The organism is Aeromonas media (genome assembly GCF_020423125.1).
Classification (GTDB): domain Bacteria; phylum Pseudomonadota; class Gammaproteobacteria; order Enterobacterales; family Aeromonadaceae; genus Aeromonas; species Aeromonas media.
The window spans coordinates 921,784-933,736 of record NZ_CP075564.1 but is presented as its reverse complement, the minus strand read 5'-3'; the positions used below and the strand labels follow the sequence as shown (position 1 = coordinate 933,736).

Genomic DNA, 11,953 nt, shown 5'->3' with positions numbered 1-11,953 from the left:
AGTGCCTGCTCCACGGCATGGAATGGCGTCATCAGGTTAATACCGGTCGGATAATACCATTATTCATCAAAAATAATAGCTGGCGCAGATTATCCACTGCCTTGGCGATTGAAAATAAACAATTTGTGTTGTCTCATTGCCTCGCCCGAATTGATGAATATCCTCCCCGAAGGAAATATTATGAAACTCATTAATAAAATATCCCTGATACTGACCTGTGCCTTGTTGGCCGCTTGCTCCACCAGCCAGCCCATCCGTAATATGGCGGTCAATCCGGTGCCCTTCAATCTGACCGAAGAACAGGTGGCCAAGGCCATTATTACGGCGGGCATAGGCAAGAGCTGGGTGATGAGGAAAGAACGACCAGGGCTTATTCGTGGCCAGGTCAATGTGCGTCAACATCAGGCGGTGATCGATATTCCCTATAGCGCTCGCGATTACTCCATTAATTATGTGAGCAGCATCAACCTTGATGAAAAGGGCAAGGGCAGCATACATCGCAGTTATAACCGTTGGGTGCTGGGTCTGAATCAGGCCATCCAGACCGAACTCTCCCGCACACAGAACCAATAATCCGGCAGGAGTCACCCCGTGAACCACTATCAGGCAGACCCATACAACGCGCTGGAAGCCATCAGCGAGGCCCAGAAAATCGCCTTCGGGCCCATGCTGTTTCAGGCCAGCTGGTGCCTGCGTGAAACCGGGGTGCTAGCGTTTCTCGAGACCTGCGGCTCGCGGGGGGCATCGCTGGCCGAGATCGCCCTGGCATGCGAGCTGAGCGAATACGGTGCCGGCGTGCTGCTGGACATGGGGCTCGGTGGCGGGCTCTGCTACCTGACAGACGAGCACTATGTGCTGGGCCGGGTCGGCAAATACCTGCTGCACGACGCCATGAGCCGGGTCAATCTCGATTTCACCCAGCATGTCTGCTACCAGCCTCTCGCCCATCTGCTCGACGCCATCCGTCAGGGCTCGCCGGCCGGCTTGCAGGAGTTCGGTCCATGGCAGACCCTCTACCCGCACCTGAACGAGCTGCCCGAACCGGCCCGCCGCAGCTGGTTTGCGTTCGATCATTTCTACTCCGACTGGGCATTCCAGCAGGCGCAGGACAAGGTGTTCGGCTATGCGCCGCGCCACCTCTACGATCTGGGCGGCAACACCGGCAAGTGGGCCATCGCCTGTGCCAAACGGGATCCCGCTCTGCGGGTCACCATCCTGGATTTGCCCGAGCAGCTGGCACTGGCCCACCTCAACATCGAGGAGGCCGGACTGGCGGAGCGGGTGCAGGGTCATCCGGTGGATCTGCTGCAACCAGGCCCCCTGCCCGGCGAGGCCGACATCTGGTGGATGAGCCAGTTTCTCGACTGCTTCAGCCACGCGCAGATCGTCGCCATCCTGAACCGGGTCCGACTGGTCATGAAACCGGACGCCCGGGTCTGCATCCTGGAGCTGTTCTGGGACAGGCAGACTTTCGAAGCCGCCAGTTTCAGTCTCAACGCCACCTCCCTCTACTTCACCTGCCTGGCCAACGGCAACAGCCGCTTCTATCACTCCAAACAGCTGTACCAGTGCCTGCGCGAGGCTCATTTCCATGTGGAGGCCGAGCACGAGATCCCGGGACCGGGCCACACCCTGCTGGTTGCCCGCCCGCTGCACACGAGGCCATAATGCCGACATCGACATGAAGATGATGATGAAACGAAAAGGAGCACGGCATGAGGCATGACTGCATGGCACTGATGGCACTCGGCCTGGCCCTGGGCAGCCTGCTCGGCGGCTGCGCCGACATCAAGGAGGCGGGCCGCACCGTGGGTCACACCACCCGGGACGTGACCCGCGAGATTGGCCACACCACCCGTGACGTGACCCGCGAGATCGGCCACGGTACCCGGGATGCGGTCAAGCAGGTGGGGGATGAGATCAGCAAATGACAACGGGGCCGAGGCCCCTGTTGTCATGAGGGAGAGCCACTGCCCATATGGCCATCAGCCTGAACTCCATAGCCTCTTCCGGCTCATCAGGTCGCTCGGCGCAGAAGTCGAGCCCGCTCTGCTGCTTCACCTCATCCACCGTCACTGCGTAGTCCGCAAGCCGGCTGGCCGACTTGTTGTCCTGAGGCATAGCCCTCCCGGTACAGCAGCTGATCGGGCTGACCAGTTATATCGGCCCAATTACCCGTTCCGGGCAAGGTCAGCACCAGCGCCAGCAAACAATATTTACTCTCTCTCTTGAGTTTGCGAACAATCGCAGCGTCAGCCTGCTCGGGAGCAACTGTCTATCATTTGTTCAAGTTCAAAGCAGGAATGAAAAATGATAATAAAAAACAATGAATTGTGATTTTTTTTGGTGGGCTTGAAGCGAAGGCTTGCGAGGTAAAAAGCCTGACCTCGATGAGAATAACATGAAAAAATTCATCCTTGATACCAGCCAATTAATTAGATTACTTTCATTTTACAGAGCCACCATTCAATATTAAGGAGTGGCCTAAGGTTATTTAGATTCATATTAAATGTATCATAAATATCGCCTGCAATGATCCTCAATAATAAATATCCGGTCTGACATTCTGTATCCCGCATTCCAGAGAATGCCATCTGCTGTTCCCTCACCGAGTGGGGAAACGGATGGCCGTGCTTTTCAATCAAGATAAGGATGCATGATGAGAAAGTCCCTGTTGGCCTGCTCTCTGTTGTTGTGCCCCACCGCCTTCGCCGCAGCTCCGCACTGGGAATACAGCGGTGAGGCCGGCCCGGCGAAATGGGCCAGCCTGACCCCGGAATTTGGCCAGTGCGCGGGCAGCAACCAGTCGCCGGTCAACCTCGCAGGTCTGGTGGAAGCCGAGCTGGCACCACTGCAGTTCCACTACCTGTCGGGCGGCAAGACCCTGGTCAACAACGGCCACACGGTGCAGGTCAACTATGCCCCGGGCAGCAGCCTTGAGCTCGACGGCATGCGCTTCGAGCTCAAGCAGTTCCACTTCCACGCACCCAGCGAAAACCTCATCGAAGGCAGGTCCTATCCCCTGGAGGGGCACTTGGTACACGCCAATGACAAGGGGGAGCTGGCAGTGGTCGCCGTGATGTTCGAGCCGGGCCGGGCCAATGCGGCCCTGAGTCAGGCCTGGCAGGCGTTACCAGCCAAAGCGGGTGAGATGCACAGCTTGGAGCAGCCGATCTCGGCCGAGTCACTGCTGCCCGCCAGGCGCGACTACTACCGCTTCAGCGGCTCCCTGACCACACCGCCCTGCTCGGAAGGAGTGCGCTGGCTGGTGATGAAGCAGCCGGTGCAGGTGAGCCAGGCCCAGATCGATGCCTTCAAAGTCGTGATGCACCACCCCAACAACAGGCCCGTGCAACCCCTCAACGGGCGACTGGTGCTGCAATAAGGTTTTATGTAACCGATTTGCACAATAAGAAAGAGGGCCAACAGGCCCTCTTTTGCATTCATCCACCTGCCGTTACAGGCTGGCGGCAATCTTTGCACCCAGGGCGGCATTGTTCAGCACCAGCTGGATGTTCGCCGCCAGCGAGTTGCCGCCGGTCAGCTCGCACACCCGGGCCAGCAGGAAGGGAGTGGACTCCTTGCCCTTGACCCCCTGCTCGTCCGCTTCCCGCAGCGCCTGTTTGATCGCGGTATCGATGTCGGCCTTGGGCATGGCAAACTCGGTCGGGATGGGGTTGGTGACCACGGCGCCACCGGCCAGCCCCAGCTCCCACTTCAGACGCAGCGCCTCGGCGATCGCCGCCGGGGTGTCGAGGCGGTAATCCACCTTGAAGCCGCTCTCGCGGGTGTAGAAGGCGGGCAGCTCCTCGGTCTGGTAGCCGATCACCGGCACACCCTGAGTCTCCAGGTACTCCAGAGTCAGGCCGATGTCGAGGATCGACTTGGCACCGGCGCAGACCACGGCCACCGGGGTCTGGGCGAACTCCTGCAGATCCGCAGAAATGTCGAAGGTCTCCTGGGCGCCGCGGTGCACGCCGCCGATGCCGCCGGTGGCGAACACCCGGATCCCCGCCATGGCGGCAATGATCATGGTGGAAGCTACAGTCGTCGCGCCCAGCCCCTTGTTCGCCAGCACGAAGGGAATGTCCCGTCGGCTGCACTTGGTGGCGGTGTGGCCGGCCTTGCCCAGCGCCTCCAGAGCCCCCTCGTCCAGACCCACCTTGAGGCGACCGTCGATGATGGCGATGGTGGCCGGCACGGCGCCGTTGTCACGCACCACCTGTTCGACCTGACGCGCCGTCTCCACGTTCTGCGGATAGGGCATGCCGTGGGAGATGATGGTGGACTCCAGGGCAACGACAGGTTTGCCAGCGGCCAGGGCAGCGGCGACTTCAGGTTGGATATCGAGGTAAGCGTTCAACATGGGTACTCCTCCAGCATGCGTTCAACGGCGGCCTTGGATAGGCCGGAAAAGACGGTATCGGAACAATTGACGGTGAGGGCGGCGCAGCCGAGGGCGAATCGGGTCGCCTCCATGATGCCCTGCTCCAGCAACCAGGCGTGGGCCAGCCCTGCCATAAAAGCATCGCCGCCGCCGGTCACATTGACGACAGGGCTGCCGAGCACGGGCAGATGGCCCTGGCACTCCCCGTCGCTGTAGAAAATCCCCTGATCGCCGAGGCTCAGGAACAGCCGTTGCACCCCGGCGCGGTGGAACCAGGCCGCCGCCATGGGCCAGGTGTCGGGCCCGGCGATGGTGAAGCCGCACAGTTGTTCCGCCTCGGTGCGGTTCGGCTTGAGGGTGTGGATACGGTGCAACCAGGGGCGGATCTTCTCCACCTTGGCCACAGAGACGGTGTCGACGAAGATGATGTGTTCACCCTGGCGCTCGAACAGCCAGTCCAGGGTGTGAGTAGCGAGGTTGGTGTCGAGCACCCAGAGCCGCGCCGCGCCGAGGAAGCCGCTCAAGGGAGCGAGCCTGGCCGGAGTCAGCTCGTCGATGATCCCCATGTCGTTGACGGCGCAGCTCATCTCGCCGCTGCCGTCGTGCAGGCTGAGGTAGCAGGAGGTCGCCTGCCCATCCAGCACCAGCACCTGGCGCACGTCGACGCCGGCACGCTGGCTCACTTCCAGCAGGTGATGGCCGTACTGATCGTTGCCCACCGCGGTCAGCAGCCGGGTATCGGTGCCGAGCCGCGCCAGGTTCTCGGCGATGTTGCGCCCCACCCCGCCAGCCGAGGTACGTACCCGGCCCGGGTTGGAATCGCCGATGCGCAGGTTGTCATGGCTGCAACCACAGATATCCATGTTGGCGCCGCCGATCACCACGGCGTAGGGGCCTTCACGCAGCACATAGCCTCGGCCTTGCACATAGCCCTGGCGCATCAGGCTGGAGATATGGCTCGCCAGCGCCGAGCGGCTGATGCCAAGCCTGTCCGCCAGCTCCTGCTGGGCAATCATGGGATCCTGGCGCAGCAGGGCGAGGATCTCTTGCTCACGTTCCGTCATAGACAAACATCCAGTTACAAACGTTTGTCCATTATTTCCGAAAAACGTTTACCCGCCATCGCCTCGTGTAAAAATTGTCGACTTGCGCACAAAAAATCACCGGGCAAGCCCGGTGACAGGAAAACGGTTTTCAGATGGTGCCACTCAACCCAGCTGTACCCAGACCTCGCCGCCGTCCAGTCGCACCGGCCAGCAGGCGACGCTCAGGGCCGGATCGTCCAGGCAGCGGCCGTCCATCAGGGCGTAGCGCTGCTTGTAGAGGGGTGAGGCGACCACGGGCTCGCCCCCGGCATCCCCCACCAGGCCACGCCCGAGCACCGCCACCCCGGCCAGGGGATCCACCCCGTCCAAGGCATAGACTCGCTCCCCGAGGCGAAACAGCGCCAGCACCCGCCCCTCAAGCCAGGCGCTGCGCCCGGCCTGCTCCGGCAGGGCCGCCAGCTCGCACACTCGATGCCAGGCTCCGGGCGCTGACGTCAAGCCCTCTTCCTTCCATTCGCTCATATCACCTCCTTGATGCTGATGGCGGGCGTGCAACCCGCTGGCCCCGCTCATACCACCTCCTTGATAGAGATATCCGGCACCCACTGCCCCCGCTCCTCACGGCGCGGCGGTGTCTCGTCTTCGGGCCGGTTGACGAAGGCCTCGAACAGCTTCAGCTTGTCCGGGTCCGCCAGGGTGCTCTTCCACTCGCACTGCCAGGTGCCGACTATCTCCCCCATCATGGCCTCTAGTTCGGCACCTATGCCGAGCCTGTCCTCGATGATCACCGACTTGAGGTAGTCGAGCCCCCCTTCCATGTTCTCCATCCAGACCGAGGTGCGTTGCAGCCTGTCCCCGGTGCGCACATAGAACATCAGCAGCCGGTCGATGTAGCGGATCAGGGTCTGCTCGTCGAGATCGGTGGCGAACAGGTCGGCGTGGCGCGGCCGCATGCCGCCGTTGCCGCACACATAGAGGTTCCAGCCCCGCTCGGTGGCGATGACGCCGATGTCCTTGCTCTGGGCCTCGGCGCACTCCCGGGTGCAGCCAGAGACCGCGAACTTCAGCTTGTGGGGGGCTCGCAGTCCCTTGTAGCGGTTCTCCAGGGTCTGGGTCAGGGTCATGGAGTCCTGCACCCCGTAGCGGCACCAGGTCGAACCCACGCAAGACTTCACGGTGCGCACCGACTTGCCGTAGGCCTGACCGGTCTCGAAGCCCGCCGCCACCAGCTCGCCCCAGATGGCGGGCAGCTGATCGACCCTGGCACCAAACAGATCGATGCGCTGACCGCCGGTGATCTTGGTGTAGAGGCCGTACTTGCGCGCCACCTCGCCTATGGTGATGAGGCCCTCCGGGGTGATCTCCCCACCGGGGATGCGCGGCACTACCGAGTAGGTACCGTCCTTTTGCAGGTTGGCGAGGAAGGCGTCGTTGGTGTCTTGCAGGGCGCGGTGGGGCTTCTCCAGCACGTGCTCATTCCAGAGCGACGCCAGAATGGAGGCGACCGTCGGCCGGCAGATGTCGCAGCCCAGACCCTGGCCATGCTTGTCTCGCAGCGCTTCGAAGCTCTTCAGCTCGCCGACACGGGCCAGGTGATAGAGCTCCTGGCGCCCGTAGGCGAAGTGCTCGCACAACCCCTTGTCCGCCTCGACACCAAGATCCGCCAGGGTCTGATCCACCACCTGTTTGAGCAGGTTGCTGCAGCCGCCGCAGCCGGTGCCCGCTTTGGTGCAGCTCTTCACCGCAGACAGCTCGTGATTGCCCGCCCGAACGGCGGCCACCACGTCCCCCTTGCTCACGTTGTGGCAGGAGCAGAGGATGGCGCTGTCCGGCAGCACCAGGGGCGCGGGGGCCGTGCCCGCCTCTCCCACCAGCAGGGAGAGCGGCGGCTGGGGCAGCGCCACCCCGTTCTGGTAGTACTGCAGCAGCCGCTCATAATCGGTTCCGTCCCCCACCAGGATGGCGCCGAGCAGGCGATTGCCCTCGCCGTCTGTCACCAGCTTCTTGTAGATGCCATTGACCCTGTCCAGCAACAGCAGCTCCTGGGCCCCGGCAGTGCTGGCGTGGGCGTCGCCGATGGAGCCCACGTCCACCCCCATCAGCTTGAGCTTGGTGGACATGTCGGCCCCGACGAAGCGGGTCTCGCCGCCGCACAGGCTGGCCACGGCGGTGCGGGCCATCTGGTAGCCGGGAGCCACCAGGCCGAAGATGCGCCCCTGCCAGAGCGCACACTCGCCGATGGCGAGGATGGCGGGATCCGAGCTGTGGCAGCCGTCGTCGATGCAGATGCCGCCGCGCTCCCCGACGTTCAGCCCGGATTGGCGGGCCAGGGCGTCGGCGGGGCGGATGCCTGCCGAGAACAGCAGGACATCGGTCTCAAGATGAGAGCCGTCCTTGAAGCGCAGCCGGTGGCGGGCCTGCTCCCCCTGCTCGATGCACTCGGTGGCCTTCTCCACCAGCACCTCGACCCCGAGCGCCTGAATCTTGTCTCGCAGCACGGCGCCGCCGCTCTCGTCGAGCTGCACCGGCATCAGCCTGGGGGCAAACTCCACCACCTGGGTCTTGAGCCCGAGTAGGCGCAGGGCGTTGGCCGCCTCCAGCCCGAGCAGGCCGCCGCCGATGACCACGCCGCTGCGGGCCTGGGCGCAGGCATCGCGGATGGCGGCAAGATCCCCCAGGGTGCGGTAGACGAAGCAGCCCTCCCGCTGATGGCCGGGGATGGGGGGCACGAAGGGCACAGAACCGGTCGCCAGCACCAGGCGGTCGTAAGGGAACTGCTCGCCGTTGGCGAGCGTCAGGGTGCGGGCGGCCCGGTCGAGCACCTCCACCTCGGCCCCCAGCCGCAGCGCAATGCCGCTCTCTTCATACCAGGCAGGATCCGCCATGCGCAGCGCCTCCGGGGCCTTGCCGCCGAATACCTCGGAGAGGTGCACCCTGTCGTAGGCGGAGTCAGGCTCGGCCCCGAACACCGTCACCTCGAACCGGTCGAGGCCACCGGCCGCCACCAGCTGTTCGACGAAGTGATGACCCACCATGCCGTTGCCCACCACCAGCAGGCGTTGCTTTTCGGCGGATCCGGCGCTCTGGCGATCGATCAGGTCCACGCCGTCGCCGATCACCCACTGTTGCTCTTTGTCAGTCATATCTCTCTTCCTTGAATCCGGTGGGCTCAGGCGCGCAGCTTGCTGCGCGCTTGCCCGGCTGCCTTGAGGGGGGTCACCTTGCGCTGCTTCTCGTAGAGGAAGCGCAGTACCTGCTGGCGCAGCTTGTGGTAGTGGGGGTCATCCGCCAGGGCGACCCTGTCTCTGGGCCTTGGCAGATCCACGGTCAGGATCTCCCCGACGGTGGCACTGGGGCCGTTGGTCATCATGACGATGCGATCGGAGAGCAGCACCGCCTCGTCCACGTCGTGGGTGATCATGATGACGGTGTTGCCAAGCTCCGCCTGGATCGCCATCAGCGCATCCTGCAGATGGGCCCGGGTCAGGGCGTCGAGGGCACCGAACGGCTCATCCATCAGCAGTACCTTGGGGGAGAGCGACAGGGCCCGCGCGATGCCGACCCGCTGTTTCATGCCCCCCGACAGCTCGTGGGGCATCTTTTGGCTGGCGTGATCCATCTGCACCAGGGAGAGGTAGTAGTCCACCCGCTCCGCCACCGCCCGCTTGTCAGGCTCCACCTGGCCCACCGCCAGCGCCACGTTCTGCTGGACGCTGAGCCAGGGCAGCAGGGCGTGGTTCTGGAACACCATGGCCCGCTCGGGCCCCGGCCCCGCCACCTCGCGGCCATCGAGGATGATGCCGCCCAGGGTCGGCTCCAACAGCCCGGCCACCAGGTTGAGCACCGTGCTCTTGCCGCAACCCGAGTGACCGATGAGGGAGACGAACTCCCCCTTCTCGATGCGCAGGTTGACCCGGCTGAGGGCCTCGAAGCTGCCCTGCTCCGTCTCGAACGAGATGCCGACGTCGCTTATCTCCAGATAACTCTTCATTGGCTCTTCTCCTGCCTGAATAGAAATGTGATTAACGCAGCACCTGGCGCTTGTCCCAGGACAACCACTGCTGCAGGGCCAGCATGCCCCTGTCCAGGGCGCAGCCGATGAGGCCTATGGTGATCACCGCCACCATGATGCGGGCCAGGGAGGCCGAGCCTCCGCTCTGGAACTCGTCCCACACAAACTTGCCGAGCCCCGGGTTCTGGGCCAGCATCTCGGCTGCGATCAGCACCATCCAGGCCACCCCAAGGGAGAGCCGCAGCCCGGTGAAGATCATGGGCAGGGCGCCGGGCAGCACGATGCGGCGCACGTGGGTCACAAAGGAGAGGCGCAGCACCCGGCTGACGTTGTGCAGGTCGCTGTCCAACCCCGCCACCCCGACTGCGGTGTTGATCAGGGTCGGCCAGAGGGAGCAGAGGGTCACCGTCAGCGCCGAGGTGAGGAAAGACTTGGCAAGCCAGGGGGTGGGGTTTGCATAGAGAGCGCTCACCACCAGCGTGATGAGCGGCAGCCAGGCCAGCGGCGACACCGGCTTGAGCAGCTGGATCACCGGGTTGGCGGCGCGATAGAGCCCCTGGTTCATGCCAAGCAACACCCCGCACGGGATGGCGATCAGGGTCGCGAGCCCGAATCCACACAGCACGGTGAACAGGCTGGTCGCTATCTGATCGAAGAAGGTGGGGCGCCCTGTGTAGGGGCGCAGCTTCACCTCGGCCGCCGGATCCGCCGCCAGCCGCTCGGCGTTGCGAACCTGCTGGCGCTCGAGGAAGGCGCTCGCCTTCTCCCGCTCCGCCAGGTGATCCTGGCCGAGGGACCAGAACTGGCTGGCGGTGGCGAGCGGCCCCGGCAGGGTGCCCAGGCTGGTCTGCACCTGACTCGCCCCCCACTGCCAGAGGCCGAGGAACAGCAGCACGCCGAGCAGGGGCTGCACCAGGGTTTTCAAATTGATGGCTTTCCAATTGATGAATGGCCACTTGTGTCGTTTCATTGCGTTCTCCTCGCTCATTGCACCCGCTCATCGCCCTTGAGGCCGATGGCGAACTGCTGCAGATAGGCGTTGGGGTGGCGGCCGTCATAGATGAGGCCGTCGATGAAGCCATCCTGGGGGCCGCGATAACCCTGCTCGCTGGCAAAGTCGGGGAAGTCTTGCGCCTTGAGCTTGCCCTCGGCGATCAGCGCCTCGGCGGCCTGGCGATAGACCTCGGGTTGATACACCGCCTTGGCCACCTGCTCGAACCAGGCGTCCGGCCTGGCCTCGGGGATCTGGCCCCAGCGCCGCATCTGGGTCAGATACCAGATGGCGTCGGAGTAGTAGGGATAGGTGGCGTGGTGGCGGAAGAAGACGTTGAAGTCAGGCAGCTGCCGCTTGTCCCCCTTGGCATACTCGAAGGTGCCGGTCATGGAGCTGGCGATCACCTGCTCGTCGGCACCCACGTACTCGGGTTTGGCCAGCATCCTGGCCGCCTCGCGCCGGTTGCCGTTGTGTTCGGCATCCAGCCACCAGGCCGCCCGCAGCAGCGCCTTCACCAGCCGGACATGGGTGTTGGGGTGGCGCTCTGCCCATTGCCGGGTGACGCCGAACACCTTCTCCGGGTTGTTGCGCCAGATCTCCTGATCCGTGATGACGGGCACCCCTATACCCTTCGCGACCGCCTGCTGGTTCCAGGGCTCCCCCACGCTGTAGCCGGCGATGGTGCCCGCCTCCAGGGTGGCGGGCATCTGTGGCGGCGGCGTCACCGACAGCAGCACGTCCGCCTGGCGCTGGCCCGAGTTGTCGCCGAGCTTGGGTGCGTAGAAGCCGGGATGCAGGCCGCCCGCCGCCAGCCAGTACCTCAGCTCGTAGTTGTGGGGGGAGACGGGGAACACCATCCCCATGTTGAAGGGCTTGCCCCCCTGGCGGTACTCCGCCACCACGGGCTTGAGGGCGGCGGCGCTCACCGGCGGTGGCACCTCTCCTGCGACCGGCTTGGGCAGTTGGGTGGCCATGGCCGCCCAGACGCTGTTGGCCACCGTGATGGCGTTACCGTTGAGATCCATGGCGAACGCCGTCACCAGCTCGGCCTGGGTGCCGATGCCGATGTGGGCGGCCAGGGGTTGGCCCGCCAGCATCTGGGCGCCATCCAGCTCGCCGTCGATCACCCGATCCAGCAGGATCTTCCAGTTCGCCTGGGCCTCCAGGGTCACGTAGAGCCCCTCGTCCTCGAAATAGCCCCGCTCGTAGGCCACCGCCAGCGGCGCCATGTCGGTCAGCTTGATGAAGCCGAGTCTGAGCTCCTCCTGCTCGGGGGCACCCACCGCGGCCAGCACCGGCAGCGACAGCACCGCCAGCAGCATCCCCGCACATCCTTGTCGTCTTTTCATTCCAGTCCCTCGCTCGGTTCCTTGTTCCGGGCTGTCACCCTCCTGCCTCGTTGCAGGATGGCGACCAAAAAAAAGCCCCACCGATCCGGGATCGGTGAGGCCTCTTTGCCCTGTTGCGAGTGACGGGCCCTGGGCGCCATCACTCCTTGTATGTTGGGTAATTCA

The 11,953-nt window shown here is 63.9% G+C and carries 11 protein-coding genes; 4 read left to right on the top strand and 7 right to left on the bottom strand.

Annotated features, from left to right (window positions below; all coding sequences use genetic code 11):
* The first annotated feature begins 108 nt into the window (after positions 1-108).
* The 4 genes from KI797_RS04440 (at position 109) to KI797_RS04425 (ending at position 3,385) form a co-directional block, all read left to right on the top strand.
* A complete protein-coding gene (locus KI797_RS04440; RefSeq protein WP_226171707.1) occupies positions 109-573 on the top strand; it encodes a hypothetical protein in 465 nt (154 codons plus the stop codon).
* An 18-nt stretch (positions 574-591) separates the two neighbouring features.
* Positions 592-1,668 (top strand): methyltransferase, encoded by a 1,077-nt coding sequence (locus KI797_RS04435; protein WP_226171705.1) that lies wholly within the window; start codon positions 592-594, stop codon positions 1,666-1,668.
* A 47-nt stretch (positions 1,669-1,715) separates the two neighbouring features.
* On the top strand, positions 1,716-1,931 hold the full coding sequence (locus KI797_RS04430; RefSeq protein ID WP_042649423.1) for a hypothetical protein: 216 nt from the start codon (positions 1,716-1,718) through the stop codon (positions 1,929-1,931).
* A gap of 728 nt (positions 1,932-2,659) precedes the next feature.
* On the top strand, positions 2,660-3,385 hold the full coding sequence (locus KI797_RS04425; RefSeq protein ID WP_226172998.1) for a carbonic anhydrase: 726 nt from the start codon (positions 2,660-2,662) through the stop codon (positions 3,383-3,385).
* A 72-nt stretch (positions 3,386-3,457) separates the two neighbouring features.
* On the opposite strand, the gene KI797_RS04420 is transcribed toward KI797_RS04425, so the two are convergent.
* The 7 genes from KI797_RS04420 to KI797_RS04390 form a co-directional block, all read right to left on the bottom strand.
* A complete protein-coding gene (locus tag KI797_RS04420; protein ID WP_226171703.1) occupies positions 3,458-4,366 on the bottom strand; it encodes a pseudouridine-5'-phosphate glycosidase in 909 nt (302 codons plus the stop codon).
* Positions 4,360-5,451, bottom strand: coding sequence for a PfkB family carbohydrate kinase (locus KI797_RS04415; RefSeq protein ID WP_005326010.1), 1,092 nt, complete (start codon positions 5,449-5,451; stop codon positions 4,360-4,362). The genes KI797_RS04420 and KI797_RS04415 overlap by 7 nt, the downstream gene beginning before the upstream one ends.
* Positions 5,452-5,595: 144 nt before the next feature.
* The gene (gene nirD / locus KI797_RS04410; RefSeq protein ID WP_226171701.1) at positions 5,596-5,955 is read right to left on the bottom strand and encodes a nitrite reductase small subunit NirD; all 360 of its coding nucleotides are present in this window, start codon (positions 5,953-5,955) and stop codon (positions 5,596-5,598) included.
* Positions 5,956-6,002: 47 nt separating this feature from the next.
* Positions 6,003-8,576, bottom strand: coding sequence for a nitrite reductase large subunit NirB (gene nirB, locus KI797_RS04405; protein ID WP_226171699.1), 2,574 nt, complete (start codon positions 8,574-8,576; stop codon positions 6,003-6,005).
* A 26-nt stretch (positions 8,577-8,602) separates the two neighbouring features.
* A complete protein-coding gene (locus KI797_RS04400; RefSeq protein WP_111912858.1) occupies positions 8,603-9,424 on the bottom strand; it encodes an ABC transporter ATP-binding protein in 822 nt (273 codons plus the stop codon).
* Positions 9,425-9,455: 31 nt separating this feature from the next.
* Positions 9,456-10,415 carry an ABC transporter permease gene (locus KI797_RS04395; protein WP_226171697.1) on the bottom strand — a complete coding sequence of 320 codons (960 nt, stop codon included), beginning with the start codon at positions 10,413-10,415 and terminating at the stop codon, positions 9,456-9,458.
* Positions 10,416-10,429: 14 nt separating this feature from the next.
* Positions 10,430-11,788, bottom strand: coding sequence for a CmpA/NrtA family ABC transporter substrate-binding protein (locus tag KI797_RS04390; RefSeq protein ID WP_226171695.1), 1,359 nt, complete (start codon positions 11,786-11,788; stop codon positions 10,430-10,432).
* Positions 11,789-11,953: the final 165 nt, after the last annotated feature.

Excerpts from the sequence above, each read along its gene's own strand:
- KI797_RS04425 (WP_226172998.1), top strand. The coding sequence starts at position 2,660 with ATGAGAAAGTCCCTGTTGGCCTGCTCTCTGTTGTTGTGCCCCACCGCC.
- KI797_RS04390 (WP_226171695.1), bottom strand. The coding sequence starts at position 11,788 with ATGAAAAGACGACAAGGATGTGCGGGGATGCTGCTGGCGGTGCTGTCG.
- KI797_RS04415 (WP_005326010.1), bottom strand. The coding sequence starts at position 5,451 with ATGACGGAACGTGAGCAAGAGATCCTCGCCCTGCTGCGCCAGGATCCC.
- nirD (WP_226171701.1), bottom strand. The coding sequence starts at position 5,955 with ATGAGCGAATGGAAGGAAGAGGGCTTGACGTCAGCGCCCGGAGCCTGG.
- nirB (WP_226171699.1), bottom strand. The coding sequence starts at position 8,576 with ATGACTGACAAAGAGCAACAGTGGGTGATCGGCGACGGCGTGGACCTG.
- KI797_RS04400 (WP_111912858.1), bottom strand. The coding sequence starts at position 9,424 with ATGAAGAGTTATCTGGAGATAAGCGACGTCGGCATCTCGTTCGAGACG.
- KI797_RS04420 (WP_226171703.1), bottom strand. The coding sequence starts at position 4,366 with ATGTTGAACGCTTACCTCGATATCCAACCTGAAGTCGCCGCTGCCCTG.
- KI797_RS04430 (WP_042649423.1), top strand. The coding sequence starts at position 1,716 with ATGAGGCATGACTGCATGGCACTGATGGCACTCGGCCTGGCCCTGGGC.
- KI797_RS04395 (WP_226171697.1), bottom strand. The coding sequence starts at position 10,415 with ATGAAACGACACAAGTGGCCATTCATCAATTGGAAAGCCATCAATTTG.